The sequence below is a fragment of the uncultured Algibacter sp. genome (assembly GCF_947487605.1).
Classification (GTDB): domain Bacteria; phylum Bacteroidota; class Bacteroidia; order Flavobacteriales; family Flavobacteriaceae; genus Algibacter_D.
The window spans coordinates 75,737-99,889 of the sequence record NZ_CANKXK010000001.1 but is presented as its reverse complement, the minus strand read 5'-3'; the positions used below and the strand labels follow the sequence as shown (position 1 = coordinate 99,889).

The following is a 24,153-nucleotide window of genomic DNA, read 5'->3' as shown; positions in this document are numbered from 1 at the left end:
ATGTCAAAATTAAAAATTGGAATTAACGGATTTGGTAGAATAGGTAGAATTGCTTTTAGAGTAGCTGCAGGAAGACCAGATATAGAAGTAGTAGGAATTAACGATTTACTAGATGTAGACCATTTAGCATATTTATTAAAGTATGATTCTGTTCACGGACAGTTTGATGGAACTATTGATACTAAAGATGGAAACTTAATAGTAAACGGAAATACAATAAGAGTTACTGCAGAACGTAACCCAGAAGATTTAAAATGGGATGCTGTTGGAGCAGAGGTAGTTTTAGATTGTACAGGTATCTTTACCAACTTAGAAGGTGCTGGTAAGCACATAAAGGCTGGAGCTAAAAAGGTTGCCATTTCTGCACCATCTGCCGATGCACCAATGTTTGTAATGGGAGTAAACCATAAACAAATAACATCTAGCGATACTATTGTTTCAAATGCTTCTTGTACAACTAACTGTTTAGCACCATTAGCTAAAGTAATTAACGATAAATTTGGCATTGCTGAAGGTTTAATGACTACAGTTCATGCTGCTACAGCAACACAATCTACTGTTGATGGTGTTTCTAAAAAAGATTATAGATTAGGTCGTGCTTCTTTAAACAATATTGTACCTGCTTCAACTGGTGCAGCTAAAGCTGTTGGAAAAGTAATTCCTGAATTAAACGGTAAATTAACAGGTATGGCTTTTAGAATCCCTACTGTTGATGTATCTGTTGTAGATTTAACGTGTCGTTTAGAGAAAAGTGCATCTTGGAATGATGTAAAGGCTGCTTTAAAAGAAGCTTCCGAAGGAGAATTAAATGGTGTTTTAGGATATACAGAAGAAGGAGTTGTTTCTCAAGATTTCGTGTCTGAGCCTAAAACGAGTACTTTTGATGCTAACGCAAGTATGGCATTAAATGATAATTTTGTTAAATTGGTATCTTGGTACGATAATGAGTTTGGTTATTCAACTAAATTAGTTGATTTAGCACAACACATCGGATCACTTTAATATAAATAATTTAATAATAATAACTCCACAGAGTTATTGTGTAAAGTACACAGTAGTCTGTGGAGTTTTTTTATCTTTATACTTATGATTTTAATTGTTGATAGTGGTTCTACTAAGTCAGATTGGTTGGCAGTAGATAATAACGGAAAAAAATTAATGGATAAGATTCGAACCAAAGGGTTGAATCCAGCAATTTTAAGCGAGAAAAAACTGTTTAAAATTATCAATAAAAGCAGCGAGTTAAAAGATAATAAAGAAAAAGTAACACACGTTTTTTTCTATGGTGCAGGTTGTGGTACAGAAAATGCTAAAGAATTATTAAAAGGTGTTTTAAGTAGCATATTTGTTACCGCACATATAGAAGTTAATGAAGATACTTTAGCAGCTGTTTATGCTACCATAAGCCATCCCAAAGAAGCCGCAGTGGTTTGTATTTTAGGAACAGGATCCAATTGTAGTTATTATGATGGTGAGGTTTTACACCAACGCGTCCTATCTCTTGGTTACACACTAATGGATGATGCATCTGGAAATTATTATGGCAAGCAACTTATAAGAGATTACTATTTTAATAATATGCCAGAAAATGTAAGAATAGCTTTTGGAGCTAAGTACAATATGGAAGCAGATTATATAAAATACAACCTTTACAAGCAGCCAAGTCCAAATGCTTATTTAGCAAATTTTGCCGAATTCATGTTTTTACATAAAGATTCAGAATATACCATAAATCTTATAAAAGATGGAATTCGACTATTTGCTAAAAACATGATTTTTCAATATCAAGAAGAATTAAAAACAGCTCCCGTACACTTTGCAGGATCCATTGCTTATTTCTCTCAAGATGAGATTAAAGCCGTGGCTCAAGAAATGGGCTTTAAAGTAGGTAACTTCCAACGCAGACCAATAGATGGATTGGTTGGTTTTCATACTAAGAATTTATAGAGTCAATTCGTTAAATATATATTTTGCCTAAGCACATAGCGTTTTATATTTCTAATAAAGAAAATAAAAATGAGCTAATTAATGGCATTGTTTCAGGTAAACTCTTAGTACATTTAGTAGGTTTAAATCATGCACTTTTTTCAGAAGTAGCTTTAAATAAGTTTATTGAGGAAGAAACCCGCCATGGTAAGTATTATATAACTACCCAAACTAATAATAGCTTAAAAAATTCATCTCAAGGAGAACGTAAAAAAGCACTCTTAAACTATATAGTTTCACAAAACCCAGAATATATAATTGTTGATAATGTTTTTGATAGTTTAGATACACAAGCTCAAAAGGATATAGCAAATACACTTACGCAATTGAGTTGTCAAATACCTATTGTACAGATAGTTAATAGGTAACGAGATATTTTACCCTTTATAACTAACATTTATAAATTGCTTAAACAAAAACTAATTTCTATAAATTCATTAAGTGAATTAAAGGAGAAAGAATCAACGACTTTTGTAAAAACCTTACCTCAAGATTATATTCTTAAAAAAGCAGTATTTAAGCCCTTAGTTAAGTTAAAAAATGTTTGTGTAAGTTATAAAGAACGACCTATTGTTAATAATATTTGTTGGGTAATTAACCCTGGTGAATTTTGGCAATTAATTGGGCCTAACGGCTCTGGTAAAAGTACGTTGTTATCGCTTATTTCTGGTGATAATCCAAAAGCATACTTACAAGATATTACCCTATTCGGAATGAAAAAGGGGAGTGGAGAAAGTATTTGGGATATTAAAAAATATATTGGATTTTTTTCTTCTGAAGTAACGCGTAGTTTTAGAAGATTTGTTACGATTGAGAATATGATTATTTCTGGATTTTTAGATTCCATTGGACTCTACAAAAAACCGTCTGATAGACAAATAATAATAGCACATCAATGGTTAAAACTTTTGAATATGTTTAATATAAAAGATAAGAGTTTCCAATTTTTATCTGAAGGGCATAAGCGATTGGTTTTAATAGCTAGGGCAATGGTTAAACAACCTCCGCTATTAATTTTAGACGAACCAACAAATGGATTGGATGATTTAGATACTAAAATATTCACTGAATTAATCAATAAAATAGCGTTCGAAAGCAGTACTGCTATACTTTATGTCTCGCATAGAGCCGAAACGGCTATAAAAGCGAATTATATATATGAGTTGCTACCTAATAAAAATGGCTCAACAGGAGTGGCTTATAAAAATTAACTGAATTTTAATAACTTAAATAGAACGAATAAATATTTCCTTGTCCCCGTTTACAACCTAAATAGAAGTTTTCGGGAATGCCATCATAAAAATCGACTTTGGTAATAGCATTATCGCATTCAGCACACTCAGAAGGTTTAAAAATAAGCTTGTTGTTTACAATTTGATTGGGCAATTGGCATTTTGTATTTAAGTAGTAATTACCTAAAAGGTTGTTATCTTTATCGTATACTAAAATTAAATTGGTTACTTTTCTTGTAACACCCCAAATCCAACAAGAGGTCATTATTTTAAAATGCTCATCATTACTAGTAACAATTTCTCCAAGGTAGTTTAAATGAGTTTCAGAACCATTTTCTTTCTTCCATTCTCCAAAGATAAAGTTCTGTTCTGTCATGTTGTAATTTAATACTTGAAGCCTAAGATGTTCGTCTGTAGATTGACTTAATACTGGAGCGCAAAAGCTTATACTAATTAATGCTATTAATAGTGATTTCATAGGGATTATGAATTAATTAAAGGGTAGTGAAAATAGTAAAAATAAATTAACTCAAAATTAAAAATCGTAAACTACTGTAAATCAGTATTTAAACAAAATTAATGTGAATGATTTGTTTATTAGGGTTTATGTTTTATGCTAAGAATTATCTAATTGAATATGAATTTATAATGTTTTTAAGCTGTAGTTTAAGGTCTTCTCCTGTATCAATTACCATTTGTTCATTACTAGGGAAAGGTACTCTTCTATTTTTTAATAATAATCTATCTTCTTTAATTAAGGCACGTTTATCACCTCTAGTTTTAACAAAAATATTTTCAAAAATAAAATTGCTATCTATTGGAAATGAATCAAGCACTTGATTAGATTGTAAATCAACATAAACAACATCACCTATAACCTGCGATGTTTTAACCTGAGTAACCTCTTTAATAAGGCATCTTACATTTACAATTTTATCAAGCTTAATATCATTACCTAGAGTGTCTTTTAATACGTTTCCGTTTCTATCTTTTTTATATTCCCACCCATCAACAATCTCGCGCTCTCTTAATATTTCACGTTCTTTAATTCTTTCAGGAGAAATGTTTATCTGCTTTAAATTAAGCTGCATGGCATAATCATACTTTAATTCAGAAATTCTATTAGCATGATAAGTACTCCAAAATTTATTGAGACCATAGGTGTTGAAATTAAGTAATTCGTCTTCCAATCTAGCTGGAATTATTTGTTGTGTGTCATTATTTATTGAAACAATAACATAATCTATACCTCTCCTATGTGCTTCCTCTAATAACTCTCTTGTGTTTTCGTAATTAGGATTAATATCGTCCAAATAACGCAATTCGTTATAGGCTTCTCTTATTGATGATTTGTTATCAGACTCTAATAAAGCCAATCCTTTTTCGTATATATAGTCTGAAACCTTTTCTCTTGAAACAGCTATTTCACTGCCATAATCATTAAAATTAAGAATAACTTCTTTTCCATTGATTGCCAATGGTTGTAAAGGTTTAATAGCTTCTTGCCTAGAATCTAAATTAAGGTATAGCTGAAATATTTCACGATATAACTCTGGGTTATTATCTTTTTTAAGATGTTCGATGCTACTTAAATCGCGTTCGGTAGCTTTAATATAAGCATCTCTAAGCATGAGTACATAATCTTGTTTGCGTTTAGCATTTTTATTAGTGCTTAGTTTTTTAATAGCAGTATTAATAGCTTGATCGTAATTACCATAGCTCACAGCTTTTTCAACTTGTTTTCTTGTATTACAAGCAATAACAGTAGAAATAAGAATAATTAATAGTAGAAATTTTTTCATTGGTTGTAAATTTGGGTTATTTCACTATACTTTCAAACATAGTGCCAAAATAAACAAATAATAGATAAAATACTAATAAAGCCGATGAAATGAAAAATAGTTATTTTTAGTAAGTAAAAACTTATTTTTTAGTGTAAACAGGTAATAATTTAGTTGAAACTTCTCCAAAACCAATGCGTGTTCCGTCTTTTTCGCAATAGCCTCTCATTATTACTGTATCGTGATCATTAATAAATTTACGCTCGGTGCCATCTTTCATTTTAATTGGTTTTTCACCACGCCATGTCAATTCAAGCATAGACCCATAAGAATCTGGAGTAGAACCAGAAATAGTACCGCTTCCCATCATATCGCCAGAATTTATTGGACAACCATTAACCGTGTGGTGGGTTAGCTGTTGTGCCATATTCCAATACATATATTTAAAATTTGATTTACTTACTACCGATTCTTTGGCTCCTTTAGGTTGAATGGCTACCTCAAGATTAATATCGAAACTCCTTTTACCTTTATATTTTAAATAGTCTAATTGGGATTTTAATGGTTTTGGACCTTCAACTCTAAAAGGTTCAAGAGCATCAAGTGTTACTATCCATGGAGATATACTTGAAGCAAAGTTTTTAGCTAAAAAAGGGCCTAAAGGGACATATTCCCATTTTTGGATATCTCTAGCGCTCCAATCGTTAAAAACAACTAGTCCAAAAATATAGTCTTCAGCTTCTTCAATAGGAATAGGTTCACCTAAATCATTACCGTCTGTTGTTATAAAAGCCATTTCTAATTCAAAATCAACTAATCTACTCGGGCCAAAAACAGGTTCGCTTGCCCCATTTGGTAATGTTTGACCTTGTGGTCTATGTACTGGTATGCCAGAAGGAATTATAGAAGAGCTTCTGCCATGATAACCAACAGGTATATGTAACCAGTTTGGTAATAGGGCATTGTCTGGGTCTCTAAACATGGTTCCCACATTAGTAGCATGCTCGATACTTGAATAAAAATCAGTATAATCACCAATTTGAACAGGTAACTTCATTTCAATTTCGTCTAATCGAAACAATACAATTTCTTTATGTTGTTTATTATTTTTTAAACCCTCATTTTCAGCATCAAATATTTCAGCAATTCGGTTTCTTACTAAACGCCATGTTTTTCTACCATCAGCTATAAAGTCATTTAGTGTGTCTTGAAGAAAAATATCATCTGTTAATGGAATACCTTCAAAATAGCCTAATTGGTGGAGTGCACCCAAATCTATTGCAGTATCACCAATGCGTGTTCCTATGGTAATAATATCATCACGTGTAAGAAATACTCCAAATGGGATATTCTGAATAGGAAAATCTGAATTTTTATCGACGTGTAACCACGACGTTCTATCTGGATTGTTAGCTGATAATGGCATAGCCTAAATTGATTTTAATGATTGTTAAATTCTAACCAAACGTACACATTTTTTTTATTTTATTTTAAATAAATGGTCAAAATTTAACTTAAATGCAACCGTTAATAAAATGGTTTAAAACTTAAAGGTAAATAATTATATTTTGATGAATTTGACTAATCTATTTGCTATTTTTGCCGAATATTTAACTAGAATTTAATTTTATGCAACGCGACGAACAAATATTTGAACTTATTCAGGCTGAAAAAGAGCGCCAACTTCATGGTATTGAACTTATTGCATCCGAAAATTTTGTAAGTAACCAAGTTATGGAAGCAGCTGGTTCTGTATTAACAAATAAATATGCTGAAGGCTATCCAGGTAAGCGTTATTATGGAGGTTGTGAAGTTGTCGATGAAGTTGAACAAATTGCTATTGATAGAGCGAAAGCTTTGTTTGGAGCTACTTATGTAAATGTACAGCCACATTCTGGAAGTCAGGCAAATACAGCTGTTTATCATGCTTGTTTGAAACCAGGTGATAAAATTTTAGGTTTCGATTTATCTCATGGTGGACACCTAACTCATGGTTCTCCAGTGAATTTTTCGGGGAAACTATATAACCCAGTATTTTATGGAGTAGAGCAGGAGACAGGCGTTTTAAATTATAACAAAATTCAAGAAATTGCAACTAAGGAACAACCTAAGTTAATTATTGCGGGAGCATCTGCATATTCTCGAGATATAGATTTTAGACGTTTTAGAGTTATAGCAGATAGTGTTGGAGCTATTTTAATGGCAGATATTTCGCATCCAGCAGGATTAATAGCTAAGGGTATTTTAAATGATCCGCTTCCACACTGTCATATTGTTACAACAACCACACATAAGACTTTAAGAGGCCCAAGAGGTGGTATGATTATGATGGGGCAGGATTTTGAAAATCCATTTGGTATTACTCTGAAGAATGGAAACTTACGTAAAATGTCATCTTTATTAGATTCGGCGGTATTTCCAGGAAATCAAGGAGGCCCTTTAGAGCATATTATTGCTGCAAAAGCGATTGCTTTTGGTGAAGCTTTAACCGATAATTTTTTGCATTATCAATTACAAGTAAAGCAAAACGCAAATGCTATGGCAAATGCTTTAGTAAGCAAAGGGTATCATATTATTTCTGGCGGAACAGATAACCACTGTATGTTAATTGATTTACGAAATAAAAATGTGTCTGGAAAAGATGCAGAACAAGCTTTAGTAAAAGCTGACATTACTGTAAATAAAAACATGGTACCATTTGATGATAAATCACCATTTGTAACTTCTGGAATACGTTTAGGGGTTTCTGCAGTAACCACTAGAGGTTTAAAAGAAGACGATATGGTTGCTATTGTAGAATTAGTTGATGAAGTTATTACAAACTTTGAAGATGAAGCTACGTTAGAAGCTGTTAAAGCTAAAGTGAACGCAATGATGAAAGATAAGCCTCTTTTTGTTTAAAACTTGAATTAAAAAATTAGTATTAAAAAATCTCGCCATTGGCGGGATTTTTTATTCGTTATATACGTCTTAAGTTTGTCATTCATTAAATTTAACAAATAATCAGAAAGAACAAAAGAGTGCATTAAGGTTACTATATACGGTGAAGCATTTGACTTCGACAACATTGATAATCCGCACTCTTTTCCTACTAAGATTTCGTTCAGTTCTGTGAGACCAAGATCTCGATTTTAAGTTGTTGAAACATCAGTAGCTCGTTCTTTCCAAATTACAGTTTTTATGAATAAATATAAAGAAATTTATGGAATCGACATTAGTAAAAATGTGTTTGATGTTTATGGATCCAAGACGGGACATAATCAGTTTAAAAATGAGGAGCAAGGTTTTAAAAGTTTTCTGAGGAGCCTACCACAAGAGGCTTTAGTAGTTATGGAAGCTACAGGCTATTATCATTATAGGTTGGCACAGTTTTTATACCATGAAGGTGTTTTTGTATCTGTAGTGAATCCCTTATCAGTAAAGCGATTTATACAGATGAAATTAGCTAAAGTTAAGACAGACAAAAGTGATGCAAAAGCTATTTGTGACTATGGACAAATGAATGATGTTTCTTTGTATAATGCCTTAACAGAGATTCAGAGTGAGTGCTTACAACTCTTTAGGTTATTGGATAGTTATCTAAAACACAGAACAGCCACCAAGAACAAACTAAAAGGTGAAGAAGTAATGGGTGGGAGTACCCTCCAAGTTTGTTTATAGGTCTTTAAAGCGGAATTTAAAGCATTTAAACAAGGAGGTAGAAGTTTTGGAGGCACGATTACTAGAACTAGTAAAACAAGACCAGCAGCATCAATTAACGTTATTAAAAAGTATCCCAGGTATGGGCGTAAAGACCGCATTATTTTTAATCGTAGTAACCGATGGGTTTAAGAAGTTTGAAACAGCATCACAGCTATGTAGTTATGTTGGTATTACGCCCACTATACGAGAATCAGGTAGTAGTGTAAGAGGGCGAAGCAGAATCAGTAAAGTAGGGAATAAGAAATTAAGAAACTTATTGTTTTTATGTGCTTTTTCAGCCTGTAAACACAACAAGGCTTGCAGAGAGTTATACGAGAGAATTGTAGCCAAAGGAAAGAGTAAAAAGTTAGCGTTAATAGCAGTGGCAAATAAACTATTAAAACAAGCTTTTGCGATTGCAAAATCAGGAAGACCCTATGATGAAAACTTTGTTTCAAAATTAGCTTAATAATGCTTGTTTTTTAACTCAGTTCTTTGTTAGCAATAGTTTTTTTAAATTCCGTCTATAATTATAACATTTGTTTCCGCTCCTTTTTTCCTCAATTCAGTCGCTTTTTTATATTCTTCCGAATTCCACCAGTCATTTGCTATTTCAAAAGTCGGGAATTCAATTATCACAACTCTTTTTGGATTCCAATTTCCTTCTACCGTATTAGTTTCACCACCGCGAACGATTATTTTTCCTTTATATTTTTTTATAATTTCAGGCGCTACGTTTTTATATTCTTGTAACTTCTCTTTGTCAAATATTTTTAAGTCTAGTATTGCGTATGCAGGCATTTTAATTTCTGTTTATAGTATGAGTGGTAATTATTGCTAACGTTTATGTATAAGAATAGTGCGGTTTTGTGTCCGAGGATTTTCCGTAGGAAAATCAGAGTGACCAAAAGAGTACTATCTTTTGATTAAGCATTAAATTTAGCATTATTTTTATACTTTGTTAGGCAACGTTTTTTTATTCGTACATTATTTTTTCCAATTCGCTTTTTTGTCCGTTATAAATTTCGAAAAAGTCAGTTGGTTTATTTGCAATTAATTTTACTCTTTCTTCATGGTCGTGATTCAGTCGGTATATTTTTCCTTTTTGATCTACCGCAACATAATTTCCGTCTTCCATATCCAAAATCGTATAGAATAATTTTTCGTCCAATTCAATTTCGAATGCATAATCCAATTCCAATAGTTTGAGTTGTTCCTTTGTCAGAGTTTTTAAAGCTTTTTCAGCAATTTTTTGGTCAGGATTTTCCATTTTCAGATGTTCAAGTTTAATTGCGCTTTTCTGAATTTGGTTTAAGTCAAATGTTTTGTGGAAATACTCTGGATTTTCAATCTCAATTTGGGTCAAAACGTCATTTTGATATTTTAATTTAATTGGTTGATAATGTTTTGTTTTGCAATTCCAAACTGAAATTCCAGTCAGTTTAAAAGAATTATTGTGATTTTTCTTGATTTCTGGATAATTATCTTCGCTTGAACTTCTAACAATAATGATAGCTTGAGGTTCTTTTGAAAAGCCGTAGCTGTATATATTTAAAATTTGACTTGCCCTTTCTAGATTAGGAATATCTTCGCCTAACAACTTAATTAAGTTGGCTTCAAATTCTTTTATATGTTCACGTTTTATTTTTCTATTGAAAATTTTCATTCAAATGTTGCCTAACTTTCACGTATATAGTAACTTTTATTACCGATATCCCGTAAATAAGTCAGGTTATCATAAGTTTTTTGTTACTGTTATCCTGTAAAGATAATCAATTTTTCCTACAAAATCTAAATGCGTTTTATCAACCAATTCTTAAGCTCATAAAAATTTTGCGGTGATACACCATGCCCCACAGGGAATTCAGAATATTGGTGTTTTATATTTAGGCTAGTTAAAAAAGGAGCTATTTGTCGCGCCCAATCCACAGGAATTACTTGGTCTACACTGCCATGTGAACTATAAATATCTAAATGCGTATAATCTTGTTCATTTAAATTCTCTGGTAAAATTTCATGACTTATATAACCACTTAATGCTATAATATTTTTAATTTTTTTAGGATAAGAGAAAGCTATCGCATAGCTTAAAATACTACCTTGACTAAAGCCTAAGAGTGTGACATTATCTTTATTAACAGGATAAAGAGCTATAGCTTCATCAATAAAGTTAGAAAATAAATCGCGAGATTCTTTGGCTTGTGCGTTATCATTCCATTTGCGTTGTTCTGCATCAAAATTAATGGCATACCAAGCATTACCGTATGGTTGCATGGGGTAGGGGGCCCTTACAGATATTATAAAAATCTCTTCTGGTAATTCGTTTGCAAATGAAAATAAATCGTTTTCATCACTTCCATAACCATGTAGCATAATTAGAAGTGGCGCGTTTTGTGAAAGGCTTGATTTTCTGGTAATATGGTATAATGTAGACAAACTATTAGACATCTATTTATCTGCCAATATTAGCAAACCACTTTTGAAACAAATCGCCTAATAATGGTACAGTTTGAGGTTTACCGCTAATAGCGCCAATTAATCCATAAATAAAAAGGACACTAAAAAAAATGTAAAAGCCAGAACTAACTCCCCAACTATCAAAAGAGGTTGCTACAAAACCTAAAAGATGAAACATAAGCCACAAGCCTAACGATTGTCTTATGTGAAAATTTGTGAACAGATTTTTTTTGTCGCTATTCATAAAATAAGCTATTATTATACCTATGATGGCTAGGTAACTTACAATGGCTAAACCTTTTCCTTCGTCAATATCTTGCTGTGTCATATAGTTAATTTATAATCGCTTTATTATTTGAAATAATACCATAGGCTTTACCTTTTAAGGAAGTGTTTTCAAAAATAGAATTCTTGGATCTAGAATGTATGTCGCTTTTTGTAAATGTATATTTAGTCTCTGGATTAAAAAGTGTCATATTTGCTTGGTTACCAATATTAATTGAAGAAGCTTCAGCACCAAATCTAGATTTCCCCTTAGTAAGTAAATCGATGGTTTTTTTTGTGGTGAATATATTTTGTAAAGCCCCAAAAGCACTTTCTAAACCTATGCTTCCATAATCGGCATGGTCGAATTCAATTTTTTTATACTCAATATCAATTGGGTTGTGGTCACTGGTTACCATATCTATAGTGCCATCTTTTAAGCCTTCAATTAAGGCATTTATATCGTCTTGTGTTCTTAGAGGAGGCAATACTTTACAGTTCGTGTTAAAATCTGTGAGCACGTCATCTGTAAAGCATAAATTATGTATAGCTACGCTACAACTCACATTTAATTTTTTATTCTTTGCTTCTCTAATTAAGGCAACAGATTTAGCCGTAGAAATAGTTGGGATGTGTAATTTACCTTCTGTATACTCAAGTAAAAATAAATCGCGTGCAACTTGTAATTCTTCTGCTAAGGCTGGATTTCCTTTTAATCCAAGTTTGGTACTTGTAATATGCTCGTTTACAACACCATTACCCGAAATTTTGTTTTCTTGTGGAAAAGAACACACCAATCCATCAAAATTACTGGCATATTGCAATGCAATTTTCATAAGATTGGGATTAGCTATAGGGTTTTTATAATCATAAAAAGCAACTGCTCCTGCGTTCGACATGTCGTACAACTCCGCCAGATCGATACCTTTACCTAATTTTGTAAGTGCGCCAATTGGTAAAAGAGAAACGCCGTGATTTGCCGATTTTGAGTTTACAAAGGCAATATCTGCATTAGAATCGATTACCGGATTTGTATTGGGGTTCATAGCAACAGTTGTAAAACCAGATTTGGCAGCAGTTTTAAGACCGTTTTCAATAGTTTCACGTTCTTCAAAACCAGGTTCGCCAAAGCATACACTACTGTCGAACCAGCCTTGAGAAACATGAAGGTTGTCTAGTATAACTTCTTTGTAATTTTTTGGATTTTTTAGCTCATTGCCAATTTCAGAAATCCTACCATTTTCAATTAATAAATCTTGAGTTTTATTGTGAAACTCACTACTAGAATCTATTATGGTAGCAGATTTTATAAGTATGTTCATTTAAAGTATTTTAAGATGAGCATTTCAATAATCAATAAAGCCAGTGCAAAAATAACAAACCATTTCCACAAGGCGTTAACTTTTGTGTCACTTTTTATAGAATTGAAGACATTAGTTATGGAAGTATCCGTTTTCACATTGTCAAAATTTGATAAATTTTGATAGACTAAATCACTTTCATTTCTATTATAATTATAACTCACATTAAGAATTGAGCTTGCTTTGTTTTTTACATTATAGATACCAGATATAGAAGGCATTTCTAGGGTAGTAACAACTATTTTATTGCTAAATTGTTGTTGCTGCGGAATAATATTCGCATTATTATTTACTAGCGATAAAATATCATCTTGCTGTAATTGTGTTGTTACATCAAAACTATTAGTTTTTCCAATGGTGAAATATAAATTTGGATTTTTTAAGCTGAATTTTCCAATATTAAAAAGTGTAGGAACTATTAATGGCGAGTTTTTGAAATTTGAATTTTCGCTGGCTATAGATGCTGTAAAAACAAAAACATTGCTATTCTGACTTAAAAATGAAGCGCCATTTTCAAGTTCTAAAATAGTTGAAGCTTTGTTTGAAACGAGGTCGTAATAATTATTAACTTTTGGATATTGAAAGTTGCTCACCTCTTTTTCGAAAACACCATTATTGTATAAAGGATGCGAATATTTAATTGATGTTATGCGTTTTTCTGTATTAATAATATTGCTTAATGTGATATTATAATTAGATAGGAATGTATTGTAAGACTGGTTAGAAATATCATTTGAAGGGATTACCAGTATAGACCCGCCATCTTTATTAAAAGATAACATAGCAGAAGCAAGTGCGGTTGGAATATTATCTAATTCATTTAAAATAATGAGGCTTTGGTTACTTATGTCGTTGTAATTAAGGTTAGTAATATCAGTAGATAAATAATTAAACTCTTGGTCTGTAAAAATACGTTTTAAGTAAGAGTCATCAATTTTATTTATTGAAAGAACATTGGTTTTTACAGGTGTATTAATGTTAAAAAACAGTTCGTTATCGAATGCTAAACTAGCATCATCAATTACAATTTTACCATTTATAATTGTACTTACAGGTAGTGTAAACGTGGTCGCTCCAGCTTTGTCTAATGCCATACTGGTTTTAGCAATTAAATTGTTATCATTATATAATGATACAGGAACATTTTCTTGATAATCGCCATTGTTTTTCAAAGTAACTGTAAGCTCTATACCACCTGCAGTTGCCGAAGATATATAAGTGCTATCTATAGCTATATTGTTAGTGTTTACAGGTTCCAATTTTACTAAATGCAAACTACTCAATGAGTCTTTAAGAGGAATAAATGATTCTTCGCTTTGCTGAAAATCTGAAATAAAAACAATAGTATTTAAAACATCTTTATTCTTGTTGAGCAAGGTTTTACACTTTAATAAAGCCGACTGTAATGACATGGCATTAGCACTATAATTTAATTGAAGCAATTCGTTCTTAATGGCTTTAATAGTCGTGTTTTTATAAATTTGATTGTTAGTAACTAGCGATACGTTTTCTTCTTCTGGAATATTACTAATAAGATCTTGTATAGCACGTTTTAAGAGTTCTCCTTTATTTCCTTTGGCTTGCATACTAAAAGAATTATCGAGGTAAATAACAGTTTCTTTCTTTTGATTAAATGAATCTGTTTTAGCTATAAATGGCTGTGCAAAAGCCAAAATAATAGCTGTAAAAAGCAACAGTCTTGTAAATAGAATAAGCCATTTCTTTATTTGAGAACTTTTTCTGGTTTGTAGCGTAGCTTCCTTTAAAAAAGCCACATTGGTAAAGGCTACTTTTTTAAATTTACGAAGTTGAAAAAGGTGAACAATTATAGGAATTAGCAGTAAAAATAAAGCGTAAAGAAGTTCAGGATGTTTAAACTGCATGTGGTAATTCGATTTGTCAAACCTACATAAAATTTTTCATTTTTTTGATATAGAACAAAATGAAATTCCTTTTCAGCTAGCAAAAAAAAAGATAGTCTTCAATAGGTTTTAAATCTAGACTATTCATATACTGCTTAATTTCTTTTTGTGCTGTTTTATTTGCAACAGTAATAATGCTTTGTGCATTTTTAATATCTTTTAAGGTGCTAAAGGCTTCTAACTTTTTGCCATAAATATCACGTCCAATTTTTTTAGGGTTATCACAAATCCATCGAAAAGGAATTCTTTTTTCAATTAATGTTTTTGCTGTTATTTTTCCTTTAGTTCCAGCACCCCAAATAACCAAAGTTTTATGTTGGTTATAATCAATGTCTAAAAAGTTAGTAATCTTTAAGCTAGAAAAATGGTTTTCAGCATAATTAGAGTCTGTTCGTGAAGATCTTGTGCTATAATCTCGCCAATAGTGGATAACTTCATTACAAGGAATACATTTATAATTGTGTTTGTAAAAACGAAAAGCTAAATCGTAATCTTCTGGATATATATTCGGATTAAAAGCATTACAAGCCAATAAATCTTCTCGATAGACCATCCAGCAAGGTGATGGTATAACACATTCCTTGTAGATTTCAGAATAATTGGATCCCGTTTTAGTTAACTCGTTTAGCCAATTTTCATAGCTTTTATAACCAGCACCTATACCCGTTTCAGAAAAATAATTTACTTGTCCAATAGCTATATGGTGCTTTCCATGCTTTAATAGGTTATTTACTAAAATTTGTAATTTATTAGTATACATAATATCATCACTATCCATTCTAGTAATAAATAATCCTTTACTATGTTTAAATGCTAATCTTAAGGCGTCAATAATACCGCTTCCAGAGTTTTTTAAAAGCCGAATACGCCTATCTTGTTTGGCATAGGTTTTTACTAATTTATAACTAGAATCGGCCGATGAGTCGTCTACAATTAATAATTCCCAGTTGGTATAAGATTGATTTATTATAGATTGCAAGCATTCATCTAGAAAAACTTCTGTGTTTTTAAATGGGGTTAATATACTTATAAGCGGATTTTGCATGTTGCGAATTTAACATAACCTTATGAAAATAAGCTGTTACAGAATCTTATTTTTGGCGTCAGCTTAAGAAATAATAAATACAATTTATGAAAACCAGAATTTTAGCCACCTTATTAGTTGGTATTTTACTCGCCAGTTGTAGTTCAACAAAGAATACAGCAAACGATTTAGCAGTAAGTAACCCCATAGAAACTGCAATCCATTTAGATAAGGTTACAGACGATAAAGCACCAGTAACTATTAATCCCGGACGTTTTACGGTTGAAACAATTACATACAGGTTGCCTAAAGTTGTACAAGGAACATATCAGATTAGTAATTTTGGTAAATATGTTGACGATTTTAAGGCTTTTGATTATAATGGTAATGAGATGCAAACAAGTAAAATTGATGAGAATTCTTGGACAATTAATAATGCAAAACAATTAGATAAAATCACCTATTTAGTAAATGACACTTACGATATTGAGGTAGACGGTGGTCTAGGTAAGGATATTCCGTTTTCACCGGCTGGTACTAATATTGAACGAGAAAACTATGTGTTAAACCTACACGGATTTATTGGTTATTTCGATTCTTTAAAAAATAACCAATATAAGTTGGAAGTTTCAGGATCTTCAGATTATATGCGTACTTCTGCACTCCAAAACATTGGGACAAAAACTAGTGAAGATGGTAAAAATGTAACGACATCATATTTTGCTAACAGATACTTTGAAATTACTGATAATCCTATGATGTTCGGCAAATTAGATGTAGAAGAATTTCAAGTTGGAGATATTAAAATTGTATTGAGTGTTTATTCTCCAAATAAAGTTCATTCTGCTAAGTCTCTTAAAGATGTTGTCTTTAAGATGATGAAAGGACAAAAAGCTTTTTTGGGTGATATTGATTCTACGCAGCGTTATGATATTTATTTGTATTTATCTGAAGGAAAGGAAGATTCTCCTAAAGGATTTGGTGCTTTAGAGCATCATACATCTACCGTTGTGGTTTTTCCTGAAACATTGGATGAAACACAATTAGCAGAAAGTATGATAGATGTTGTATCACACGAGTTTTTTCATATTGTAACGCCTTTAAGTGTGCATTCTGAAGATGTACATTATTTCGATTATAACAACCCAACTTTTTCTAAGCATTTGTGGATGTACGAAGGTGTAACCGAATATTTTGCCACATTATTTCAAGTAAACCAAGGCTTAGTAGAAGAGACAGAATTTTTTAATAAAGTAATGGGTAAAATTCAATATGCTTCAAACATGAATGATGCTATGAGTTTTACTATAATGAGTGAGAATGTACTAAAAGAGCCTTATAAAGGAGAATATATTAATGTATATCAAAAAGGTGCATTAATTGGTATGTGTATAGATATCTTGATGCGAGAAGAAAGTAATGGTAACCGCGGAATTCTATCTTTAATGAAAGAATTGTCCAATAAATATGGAAAGAATAAACCATTTGAAGACGACAAACTTATTAACGAAATTGTAGCTATGACGTATCCTTCTCTACAAAATTTCTTTGATACACACGTTATAGGCGATACACCAATAAATTACGATGATTTTTTTGCAAAAGTTGGTTTAGAGATAGGTAAAGGAAAAGTAGAAACAAATTATATTTTAATGAATGGAGCGCCAATTGTTGGTGGCGATGGTCAAAAAGGTATCATCTTTTTTACCGATATGGTTTTAGAAAATAGTTTTTGGGCAGAGCAAGGAGCACAACCAAAAGATGTTATTAAATCTATAAACGGAAAAGATTTAACCTTAGCAAATGCGAACCAAATATTACAAGAAGTATTTAGCTGGAAACCAGGAAATGATATTGAAGTAGTTTTGGATAGAGAAGGGGAAGAAGTTTTGATTAAAACAACTACAACTAAAACCTATACAACTGGCAAGGGCATCATGGAAAAAGCGGATGCTACTGATGCTCAAAAATCATTACGAGAAGCTTGGTTAAGAGGGTAGTATAAAAAAAAGATATAATTATTAAGAGGCTGTATAAAAAGTCTTTATAATTTGATTTGTCAGGTTGAGCCTGTCGAAACCGATATTGATTATCAGTATAAGTTAAAAATATTTCGACAAGCTCAATATGACATCGAACTTACTTTTTAGACAACCTCTTTTTGTTTCAACTAAAACTTAATGGTTAAAATCCTTCAAAAACACCGAGTCCAAATAAAGCAAAATCATATTTAACTGGATCTTCAGAATCTAATTTGCGCAATGAAGTATCAAGTTCAAATAAAGCTTTTGCATCATTTTGTTTGCGTTTTAATAATCCTAGTTTTCTTGCTACATTACCAGAATGGACGTCTAAAGGACAAGATAGTTGACTTGAAGAAAGATTTTTCCAGACACCAAAATCGACACCAGCGCTATCATTTCTAATCATCCACCTGAGATACATATTTAGCCTTTTCGCTGCTGAATTCTTTAAAGGGTCACTAACATGTTTTTGAGTTCGTGGGAGGTGTTCTATTTCAAAAAAAACGTGTTTAAATGCAGAAATAGCTTTTTGTAGTGAATTCTTTTCTGAATGATTAATGAAAATGGATTCGAGTCCATTATGATTCTGGTATATATTTCTTAAACATTTAATGAATTGGATACAATCATCGCCATTAAATGTTCTATGAACAAAAGGGCGGAGTTTTTCTAAATCTGTTTTCTCATGATTAGTTATGAAATCATACGGGGAATTGTCAAGCAAAAGCATTAACCGCTTCGCATTATTTATGATGCTTTTACGGTTTCCCCATGCGATAGTAGCAGTTAAGAAACCTGAAATTTCAATGTCTTCTTTTTTATTAAACCCATGAGGAATTTGAATAGGGTCACTTTCAATAAATTTGGGATTGTTATATTGTATTACTTTAAGATCTAGAAATTCTTTGAGTTCTTGTTGATGCAAAATAATAGAAATTAATCCTTGATTATTTTCCCGTCTACCATAACAAGCTTTCTGTCGGCCATATCTGCTAATTCTTCATTATGTGTAACAATTACAAAGGTTTGCCCAAACTCATCGCGAAGCTTAAAAAAGAGATTGTGTAGATTTTCGGCAGATTCGCTGTCAAGATTTCCAGAAGGTTCATCGGCAAAGATTAAATCAGGATTATTAATCAATGCTCTTGCTACAGCTACACGTTGTTGTTCACCACCAGATAATTCATTTGGCTTATGGTTGTAACGATGCGTTAACCCTAAAAAATCTAAAAGTTCTTTAGCTCGATCCTCAGCATCTCCTTTTTTAGTTCCTTTAATAAAAGCTGGTAAGCATACATTTTCTAAAGCACTAAACTCAGGTAATAATTGATGAAACTGAAAAATAAAACCAATATGTTCATTTCTAAATTTGGCAAGTGCTTTATCGTTGAGCGAATTAATTTCGGTATTGTTTATACTTAGGCTGTATAATTCTTTTTTAGAGGCTTTGTCTAACGTGCCTAATATTTGTAGTAACGTTGTTTTTCCAGCACCTGAAGCCCCCACAATGGATACAATTTCGCCTTTTTTTACATGTATATCAACTCCCTTTAATACTTGTAAATCGTCATAATATTTGTGTATGTTTTTTGCTTGAATCATATCTAAAAATATTGATGGTGAATTTACTATTTTAAGTTGTGACGTACAATTAAGAATGCTTTTTATTGTAAAGTCGCGTTTTAACTTTATATTTATTCAAAAAGAAAAACTAGATTTAAAAGAATAGAAAATTATGCCGTATAAGAAATTTGAAGAATACAATATACAAGTTACAGACGATGTTAAAGACCGCTATAAGAAAATTATTGAAGACTTAGGTGAAGATACACATAGAGATGGCTTGCAAAAAACGCCAGAACGTGCTGCAAAAGCTATGCAATTTTTAACACAAGGTTACAGTCAAGATCCTGTCGATATTCTTAAAAGTGCCATGTTTAAAGAATCTTATAACGAAATGGTTATTGTAAAAGATATTGAATTGTATTCCCTTTGCGAGCATCATATATTACCATTTTTCGGAAAAGCCCATATAGCATATATCCCTAACGGTCAAATTGTTGGACTTAGCAAATTACCTCGTATTGTAGATGTGTTTGCCAGACGCCTTCAAGTGCAAGAACGCTTAACAGAACAGATTTTAGATTGTATTAACAACACCTTAAAACCTCAAGGAGTTGCTGTTGTTATTGAAGCGGCTCATATGTGTATGATGATGCGGGGGGTTCAAAAACAAAACTCCATAACAACAACTTCTGGCTTTCGCGGACAATTTGAGAAAATTGAAACGCGTAATGAATTTTTAAAGTTGATAGGCAAGTAACACTTGGTATGTTTTTTGTACTAATTTAAGTAAAGGAGTGACTATGGAATTAGAAAATTTAAGTAAAAATAAAAAGTTAGCATTAAGTATTTTGTTTGATGCTATAGGGATGATAACGTTTATAGATATTATTTGGGCACCTGCATCAGCTTATTTGATGAGTAAAATGTATAAAGGAAATAAAGGCAAAATTGCTGGATTTGTTTCGTTTATTGAAGAAATAATTCCTGGATTTGATATTATTCCAACATTTACTATTATGTGGTTTTTAACTTATGTTTTTCAGAAAAAAGAAAAACCTATTGTTGTAGAAGTAGAATCTGAAGATGTATAATTAAAAAAAATCCTTTTCTATTTTTTAGAAAAGGATTTTTTTATCTCATGGTAGAAAGGTTATTGTACTACCACATTAAATGTTTCAGCTATATCTTCTTCACCGCCAGCATTAGTAATATCTCCATTACTTACACCACTTGCATTTTTCATCGGTTCATGTATTAAAGAAACAGTAACAGTACCTGTTCCAGCAGCTGAGGTAGTAAGCGTAAAACTCAAACCAATTGGGTTCCCATCACCATCCATATCATTATAAGTAAATGTTGCTACAGAATTTGTAGCTTGGAAAAAGAATTGGTGTTCGTCATCTTTTTCCTCAACTTCTTCTGTAATATCTTCAGCAGGAGTTGCTAACTCGTTTAATAACTCAATACTCCCATTGTAAGCAGTATTAGCTGTTAAGTTTCCTGAAACCGAAACCACTGGAGCATTAGGTCCATCGCCATCAGCATCTCTTGTTTGCATAATTATAGGAGTTCCTACACCGTTAGGTGTTAAAGTAATTGTCATTGTTGTAATTACTTCTTCTTCAACAACTACAACTGGAGTGTCATCATCATTATCACATGCGATAAAAGATCCAACTAACATTGATGATATTAAAATTCTTTTCAAGTTTTTCATTTTTAAATTTTTTAATAGTTTAACTTTATTTGTAACATAAAATTTCTTCCTAAATCATCGGCAAAATATCTTAATCTATTTAAGTATTCTCTATAGGAAGTGTCTAATACATTGAGAACTGTAAGCCCAATGTTCAATTTTGTTTTTTTTGATATTGGTAACGTAATGTCACTTCTAAAATGAAGTAAATGATATGCTGGTGGTGGCGTACTTATATCTACCAAAACCATTTGTTGAGTTGTTGGGTTTAAGGTTTCAAAGTTAAAATCAGGAAAATCATTTTGTCTAAGTACCCATTCGCTTTCTAAACTCGCGTTAAAATTCAACCATCTTTTATTGGTATATCCCAAAACATTAGTAGTTCTAAAAGAAGGCATGTCGATTAAAGCGGTTTTAGCTTTGGTGTCTCTACCTTTAATGAAAGATGATTTGTTGTTCAAATTCCATCGCTCATTAATTTTATATGTAGTTGAAAGATCAAACCCAAACAAAAGAGCATCGGTTTGTACATAATTCCAAACTGGGAATGCCCCTCTAATGGTTTGCTCTGTCCCGAAAGGGATTAGCTGAATAAAATCTTTTATATGATTTAAAAAACCTTCTAGGTTTAAATCTAGTTTTGATGAATTTAGTTGATACGTCCCTCCAAATCTATTTGATTTTTCTTGCTCAATTCTTAAATCTCCTAATTCTATTCTTGCTGCCGAATGATGCAAACCATCACTAAATAATTCTGATGGGTTAGGCGATCTTTGTGATAATCCATAATTAAAAAGAATAGACTGATTTTTACTTATTTTACGAGATATTCCTGCGGAAACTGACACATTATGAAAATTATAAACAGGATTTGTTAATAATTGTGAAGCGTTAAAATCTATCACACCATTTTGTATGTCTTTACCAAATACTGAGCCTGTAATAATATCATTGAACTCATCAGAGTAATTTCTCTCTAACCATCTGGATGTTAGGTAGAACTTCTGTGCATTAATTTTATTAAAATCGTATCGAATTCCAAAATTTAAATTCGTTTTTTCATCCCATTTTAAGTTTGAAATGGCGAAAACACCAATATCATAACGGTCATAATCAGGAATTAAGCGTCTTATACCAGTATCAGGATTAGCAAAATTATTTTGATATCTGGTATGAACTCCAAAATTATACACAGTATTGGTATTGGCATCAAGTTTCAAATTTGCTCTAACCGAATGTGTTTTTAAATTTAAGTCTATAGCAGGTTTGTCATCGTCATTTCTTCTGATGTCGTACTCATACCGTTGGTTATCCTGAAAATCATATTGTATTTGAAAACGACCAAACCTTTTAAAACGTTTGTAGAATTCAGCTTTTAAAGTTTGATGCGTAACATCTTGACGAGGTGCATTAATATCATAACTAAAATCTTCAATAACAATAGGATTACCACTATTTATGGCATCCACTAAATCATTAATGCTACCAATATGTGCCGCTCTTAAAATGCCAATCTCATTATTTAAATAACTATAATTGATATTAAAGCCTTTTTCAAAAGTTTTGAAACCAGTATTTATGTTGAATCCTTTTGTATTTACACCAGTATTTGTCAAAATGTAATTTGGAGCTTTAAAATCACCAAAGCGTTTCATAGAAGCCTGTCCATTTATAAACCATCCTTTTTTCCAAGTTTTGGTAAGCGATGACGCTACATTATAACCTCTACCATTTGTTTGAGCACCAAAAATGGTTTTACCATAAAGTGAATCTTTCGAAATAATGTTTTTAGGTTTCAATATTACAACACCGCCAATAGCGTCTCCGCTATACGCTAAAGCATTAGCTCCTTTTATAACATTTATAGTTCCTGCTGTATTTAAATCAATATTAGGAGCATGCTCTATACCCCATTCTTGATCTTGCAGTAATACTCCATTTATAATAACAGAAATTCTACTACTATGCAATCCGTTAATAACTGGCTTTACAATAGAGTTTCCAGTATTAATTGACGAAACACCACTTACTTGTTTAAGAACATCACCAAGATTTAATGCACTAAACCGTTCAATAGTTTTGGTACTTAATTGGGTTTCTTGAGCGGTTTTTGTGAGTTTTTTAGGAGCCTCTCCTGAAACCTTTATTTCATGGAGTTCTTCAATATGGTGTTCCATATTTATTTCTTTGTATGAATCTCCGTTTATTTCAACTTCAATGCGTTTGGTATCACAACCTACGTGTGATATTACTAACACCAGTGCACCATTGCAAAGATTTTTAATAGTGAATTTACCATTAATATCTGCTGCTACGTATTTGTTAAGTGTTTCAAGATAAACGGTGGCACCTGACATTGGCGTACCATCATGGAAATCTTTTACTTCACCAAGAAAAGTATGTGTACAGTTTTGAGTGTGGGTTATGTTTATTAAGCATAACACCAAAACCAATAAATAATATTTCATATAATTGTATTTTAGTTTAAAATTGAGATTTTAAACTAAAATAGGAGGTCCTCTTAAGGAAAAAGATAATTGCCGATGATTATTAAGAAATTTATATGTAACTATAGGGGTTTGATAATGGTGCGAAATATTTACCCAATTATCATTTTCATCTGGTAATAAAAAATGAGTATTTAACTGAAATTTATAAAACTCACATTCTAAATCAACTTGGTGAATGTGTGTAGAATCGTCTCCTAAACAAACAACATGCTTATGATGCTCAAAAACATGAGCAAATTTTAAAGCTGTAGGTGTACAAAGTGATGCAACTACTAAAAGCGCAAACAATTTGAAAGCAATATGTTGTTGTATTTGTTGCATTATCCTATAAATCTACCCAAGCCTAATCTGCGTAACATTTTCTTTTCAAAATTCCAGAAAAATTTATATTGACCAAATAACCAGCCAAAAAAAACAAGCATGAATTGGTATACAATAAATAAGAGTAGAATGCGAATTGCCCAATAGCCAAAACTACCAAAATTTTTAATGGTAATATCAAAAAAGTGTAAAATGGGTTTGCCAATATAGGAAGCTGTTGATCCCGTTACTGCAAATACAATTAAAATAACAATAACTTGCCAATTATTCTCAATGCCCCAACGTTCTTTTAATTTTTTCACATTTGAAATTTGATGCAAAAATAGTT

24 protein-coding genes and 1 pseudogene are annotated in these 24,153 nt (G+C 31.7%); 9 read left to right on the top strand and 16 right to left on the bottom strand.

From position 1 onward, the window contains the following. From gap to Q0739_RS00455, 4 genes are all read left to right on the top strand, one after another. Positions 1 to 1,002, top strand: coding sequence for a type I glyceraldehyde-3-phosphate dehydrogenase (gap, locus tag Q0739_RS00470; RefSeq protein WP_298236730.1), 1,002 nt, complete (start codon positions 1 to 3; stop codon positions 1,000 to 1,002). An 84-nt stretch (positions 1,003 to 1,086) separates the two neighbouring features. Further along, positions 1,087 to 1,947: an N-acetylglucosamine kinase gene (locus Q0739_RS00465; RefSeq protein ID WP_298236729.1), complete on the top strand. Its 861-nt coding sequence runs from the start codon at positions 1,087 to 1,089 to the stop codon at positions 1,945 to 1,947. Between the two features lie 23 nt (positions 1,948 to 1,970). Then, entirely contained in the window at positions 1,971 to 2,354 is a 384-nt protein-coding gene (locus Q0739_RS00460) for a hypothetical protein (RefSeq protein WP_298236728.1), read from the top strand. A 36-nt stretch (positions 2,355 to 2,390) separates the two neighbouring features. Then, positions 2,391 to 3,197 (top strand): ATP-binding cassette domain-containing protein, encoded by an 807-nt coding sequence (locus Q0739_RS00455; RefSeq protein ID WP_298236727.1) that lies wholly within the window; start codon positions 2,391 to 2,393, stop codon positions 3,195 to 3,197. Between the two features lie 7 nt (positions 3,198 to 3,204). Here Q0739_RS00455 and Q0739_RS00450 read toward each other — a convergent pair whose 3' ends face one another. The 3 genes from Q0739_RS00450 to fahA all read right to left on the bottom strand — a co-directional run bounded on the left by Q0739_RS00450 (position 3,205) and on the right by fahA (position 6,425). Further along, positions 3,205 to 3,696 carry a hypothetical protein gene (locus Q0739_RS00450; RefSeq protein ID WP_298236726.1) on the bottom strand — a complete coding sequence of 164 codons (492 nt, stop codon included), beginning with the start codon at positions 3,694 to 3,696 and terminating at the stop codon, positions 3,205 to 3,207. Between the two features lie 145 nt (positions 3,697 to 3,841). Continuing rightward, positions 3,842 to 5,020 carry a hypothetical protein gene (locus Q0739_RS00445; RefSeq protein WP_298236725.1) on the bottom strand — a complete coding sequence of 393 codons (1,179 nt, stop codon included), beginning with the start codon at positions 5,018 to 5,020 and terminating at the stop codon, positions 3,842 to 3,844. A gap of 121 nt (positions 5,021 to 5,141) precedes the next feature. Continuing rightward, positions 5,142 to 6,425, bottom strand: coding sequence for a fumarylacetoacetase (gene fahA, locus Q0739_RS00440; protein WP_298236724.1), 1,284 nt, complete (start codon positions 6,423 to 6,425; stop codon positions 5,142 to 5,144). Positions 6,426 to 6,628: 203 nt separating this feature from the next. Here fahA and glyA point away from each other — a divergent pair, with 203 nt between their 5' ends. Further along, complete coding sequence (glyA, locus tag Q0739_RS00435) at positions 6,629 to 7,900, top strand: serine hydroxymethyltransferase (protein ID WP_298236723.1); 1,272 nt, start codon at positions 6,629 to 6,631, stop codon at positions 7,898 to 7,900. 279 nt (positions 7,901 to 8,179) lie between these two features. Beyond that, a pseudogene (locus Q0739_RS00430) lies at positions 8,180 to 9,149 on the top strand (transposase). A gap of 44 nt (positions 9,150 to 9,193) precedes the next feature. Here Q0739_RS00430 and Q0739_RS00425 read toward each other — a convergent pair. From Q0739_RS00425 to Q0739_RS00395, 7 genes are all read right to left on the bottom strand, one after another. Further along, positions 9,194 to 9,481, bottom strand: a complete 288-nt coding sequence (locus Q0739_RS00425; protein ID WP_298236722.1) for a DUF1330 domain-containing protein — start codon at positions 9,479 to 9,481, stop codon at positions 9,194 to 9,196. 175 nt (positions 9,482 to 9,656) lie between these two features. Further along, positions 9,657 to 10,346, bottom strand: a complete 690-nt coding sequence (locus Q0739_RS00420; RefSeq protein ID WP_298236721.1) for a hypothetical protein — start codon at positions 10,344 to 10,346, stop codon at positions 9,657 to 9,659. A gap of 125 nt (positions 10,347 to 10,471) precedes the next feature. Further along, entirely contained in the window at positions 10,472 to 11,128 is a 657-nt protein-coding gene (locus Q0739_RS00415; RefSeq protein WP_298236720.1) for a phospholipase, read from the bottom strand. A 4-nt stretch (positions 11,129 to 11,132) separates the two neighbouring features. Beyond that, entirely contained in the window at positions 11,133 to 11,465 is a 333-nt protein-coding gene (locus Q0739_RS00410; RefSeq protein WP_298236719.1) for a hypothetical protein, read from the bottom strand. Between the two features lie 4 nt (positions 11,466 to 11,469). Further along, positions 11,470 to 12,723, bottom strand: coding sequence for a dihydroorotase (locus Q0739_RS00405; RefSeq protein ID WP_298236718.1), 1,254 nt, complete (start codon positions 12,721 to 12,723; stop codon positions 11,470 to 11,472). Further along, positions 12,720 to 14,645: a BatA and WFA domain-containing protein gene (locus tag Q0739_RS00400; protein ID WP_298236717.1), complete on the bottom strand. Its 1,926-nt coding sequence runs from the start codon at positions 14,643 to 14,645 to the stop codon at positions 12,720 to 12,722. The genes Q0739_RS00405 and Q0739_RS00400 overlap by 4 nt, the downstream gene beginning before the upstream one ends. A gap of 76 nt (positions 14,646 to 14,721) precedes the next feature. Beyond that, positions 14,722 to 15,729: a glycosyltransferase family 2 protein gene (locus Q0739_RS00395; RefSeq protein ID WP_298236716.1), complete on the bottom strand. Its 1,008-nt coding sequence runs from the start codon at positions 15,727 to 15,729 to the stop codon at positions 14,722 to 14,724. An 86-nt stretch (positions 15,730 to 15,815) separates the two neighbouring features. Here Q0739_RS00395 and Q0739_RS00390 point away from each other — a divergent pair, with 86 nt between their 5' ends. After that, positions 15,816 to 17,708: a peptidase M61 gene (locus Q0739_RS00390; RefSeq protein WP_298236715.1), complete on the top strand. Its 1,893-nt coding sequence runs from the start codon at positions 15,816 to 15,818 to the stop codon at positions 17,706 to 17,708. A gap of 184 nt (positions 17,709 to 17,892) precedes the next feature. On the opposite strand, the gene Q0739_RS00385 is transcribed toward Q0739_RS00390, so the two are convergent. After that, entirely contained in the window at positions 17,893 to 18,657 is a 765-nt protein-coding gene (locus Q0739_RS00385) for a TIGR02757 family protein (RefSeq protein WP_298236714.1), read from the bottom strand. Between the two features lie 11 nt (positions 18,658 to 18,668). After that, positions 18,669 to 19,334: an ABC transporter ATP-binding protein gene (locus Q0739_RS00380; RefSeq protein ID WP_298236713.1), complete on the bottom strand. Its 666-nt coding sequence runs from the start codon at positions 19,332 to 19,334 to the stop codon at positions 18,669 to 18,671. A 133-nt stretch (positions 19,335 to 19,467) separates the two neighbouring features. On the opposite strand from Q0739_RS00380, the gene folE reads away from it, so the two are divergent. Then, positions 19,468 to 20,055, top strand: coding sequence for a GTP cyclohydrolase I FolE (gene folE, locus Q0739_RS00375; RefSeq protein ID WP_298236712.1), 588 nt, complete (start codon positions 19,468 to 19,470; stop codon positions 20,053 to 20,055). Between the two features lie 43 nt (positions 20,056 to 20,098). After that, positions 20,099 to 20,389 (top strand): hypothetical protein, encoded by a 291-nt coding sequence (locus Q0739_RS00370; protein ID WP_298236711.1) that lies wholly within the window; start codon positions 20,099 to 20,101, stop codon positions 20,387 to 20,389. Positions 20,390 to 20,448: 59 nt separating this feature from the next. Here the strand turns inward: Q0739_RS00370 and Q0739_RS00365 are convergent, their stop codons facing one another. From Q0739_RS00365 to Q0739_RS00350, 4 genes are read right to left on the bottom strand one after another with little or no spacing between them, the layout of a single operon-like run. Continuing rightward, positions 20,449 to 21,015: a type 1 periplasmic binding fold superfamily protein gene (locus Q0739_RS00365; protein WP_298236710.1), complete on the bottom strand. Its 567-nt coding sequence runs from the start codon at positions 21,013 to 21,015 to the stop codon at positions 20,449 to 20,451. A gap of 11 nt (positions 21,016 to 21,026) precedes the next feature. Beyond that, entirely contained in the window at positions 21,027 to 23,462 is a 2,436-nt protein-coding gene (locus Q0739_RS00360) for a TonB-dependent receptor (protein ID WP_298236709.1), read from the bottom strand. A gap of 30 nt (positions 23,463 to 23,492) precedes the next feature. Beyond that, positions 23,493 to 23,825, bottom strand: a complete 333-nt coding sequence (locus Q0739_RS00355) for a hypothetical protein (RefSeq protein WP_298236708.1) — start codon at positions 23,823 to 23,825, stop codon at positions 23,493 to 23,495. Beyond that, positions 23,825 to 24,127, bottom strand: a complete 303-nt coding sequence (locus Q0739_RS00350; protein ID WP_298236707.1) for a DUF6787 family protein — start codon at positions 24,125 to 24,127, stop codon at positions 23,825 to 23,827. The genes Q0739_RS00355 and Q0739_RS00350 overlap by 1 nt, the downstream gene beginning before the upstream one ends. Positions 24,128 to 24,153: the final 26 nt, after the last annotated feature.

Excerpts from the sequence above, each read along its gene's own strand:
- Q0739_RS00380 (WP_298236713.1), bottom strand. The coding sequence starts at position 19,334 with ATGATTCAAGCAAAAAACATACACAAATATTATGACGATTTACAAGTA.
- glyA (WP_298236723.1), top strand. The coding sequence starts at position 6,629 with ATGCAACGCGACGAACAAATATTTGAACTTATTCAGGCTGAAAAAGAG.
- Q0739_RS00365 (WP_298236710.1), bottom strand. The coding sequence starts at position 21,015 with ATGAAAAACTTGAAAAGAATTTTAATATCATCAATGTTAGTTGGATCT.
- Q0739_RS00390 (WP_298236715.1), top strand. The coding sequence starts at position 15,816 with ATGAAAACCAGAATTTTAGCCACCTTATTAGTTGGTATTTTACTCGCC.
- Q0739_RS00415 (WP_298236720.1), bottom strand. The coding sequence starts at position 11,128 with ATGTCTAATAGTTTGTCTACATTATACCATATTACCAGAAAATCAAGC.
- Q0739_RS00405 (WP_298236718.1), bottom strand. The coding sequence starts at position 12,723 with ATGAACATACTTATAAAATCTGCTACCATAATAGATTCTAGTAGTGAG.
- Q0739_RS00420 (WP_298236721.1), bottom strand. The coding sequence starts at position 10,346 with ATGAAAATTTTCAATAGAAAAATAAAACGTGAACATATAAAAGAATTT.
- Q0739_RS00465 (WP_298236729.1), top strand. The coding sequence starts at position 1,087 with ATGATTTTAATTGTTGATAGTGGTTCTACTAAGTCAGATTGGTTGGCA.
- folE (WP_298236712.1), top strand. The coding sequence starts at position 19,468 with ATGCCGTATAAGAAATTTGAAGAATACAATATACAAGTTACAGACGAT.
- Q0739_RS00450 (WP_298236726.1), bottom strand. The coding sequence starts at position 3,696 with ATGAAATCACTATTAATAGCATTAATTAGTATAAGCTTTTGCGCTCCA.
- Q0739_RS00425 (WP_298236722.1), bottom strand. The coding sequence starts at position 9,481 with ATGCCTGCATACGCAATACTAGACTTAAAAATATTTGACAAAGAGAAG.
- fahA (WP_298236724.1), bottom strand. The coding sequence starts at position 6,425 with ATGCCATTATCAGCTAACAATCCAGATAGAACGTCGTGGTTACACGTC.
- gap (WP_298236730.1), top strand. The coding sequence starts at position 1 with ATGTCAAAATTAAAAATTGGAATTAACGGATTTGGTAGAATAGGTAGA.
- Q0739_RS00360 (WP_298236709.1), bottom strand. The coding sequence starts at position 23,462 with ATGAAATATTATTTATTGGTTTTGGTGTTATGCTTAATAAACATAACC.
- Q0739_RS00445 (WP_298236725.1), bottom strand. The coding sequence starts at position 5,020 with ATGAAAAAATTTCTACTATTAATTATTCTTATTTCTACTGTTATTGCT.
- Q0739_RS00395 (WP_298236716.1), bottom strand. The coding sequence starts at position 15,729 with ATGCAAAATCCGCTTATAAGTATATTAACCCCATTTAAAAACACAGAA.
- Q0739_RS00400 (WP_298236717.1), bottom strand. The coding sequence starts at position 14,645 with ATGCAGTTTAAACATCCTGAACTTCTTTACGCTTTATTTTTACTGCTA.
- Q0739_RS00355 (WP_298236708.1), bottom strand. The coding sequence starts at position 23,825 with ATGCAACAAATACAACAACATATTGCTTTCAAATTGTTTGCGCTTTTA.
- Q0739_RS00370 (WP_298236711.1), top strand. The coding sequence starts at position 20,099 with ATGGAATTAGAAAATTTAAGTAAAAATAAAAAGTTAGCATTAAGTATT.
- Q0739_RS00410 (WP_298236719.1), bottom strand. The coding sequence starts at position 11,465 with ATGACACAGCAAGATATTGACGAAGGAAAAGGTTTAGCCATTGTAAGT.